Genomic DNA, 210 nt, shown 5'->3' with positions numbered 1-210 from the left:
CCTCTGATCCAGTCCGCGATCTGGGCGCCGGTGACCGCGCCGGGCGGCAGGCTGGTGATCGGGTGGACGCGCTCGATGGTGAGCTTGCCGCTGGTGAAGTCCTTCCTGCATCGCACGACTTGCAGGGCCTGGCGGGCGTCGGGGTAGTCGAGGTGGGCGAAGGCGGCGGCCTTCAGCCGCCGGATCTCCAGGCGGTGATGGGCCCGGGTG

The 210-nt window shown here is 71.4% G+C and carries 1 pseudogene; it reads right to left on the bottom strand.

Features of this window, described 5'->3' with window-relative positions:
- Positions 1 to 210, bottom strand: a pseudogene (locus IE94_RS0135010) (ISAs1 family transposase); the annotation flags it as partial.

The sequence above is a fragment of the Streptomyces violaceorubidus genome, from assembly GCF_000717995.1.
Taxonomy (GTDB): domain Bacteria; phylum Actinomycetota; class Actinomycetes; order Streptomycetales; family Streptomycetaceae; genus Streptomyces; species Streptomyces violaceorubidus.
This window is presented reverse-complemented; position numbering and strand designations above follow the sequence as displayed.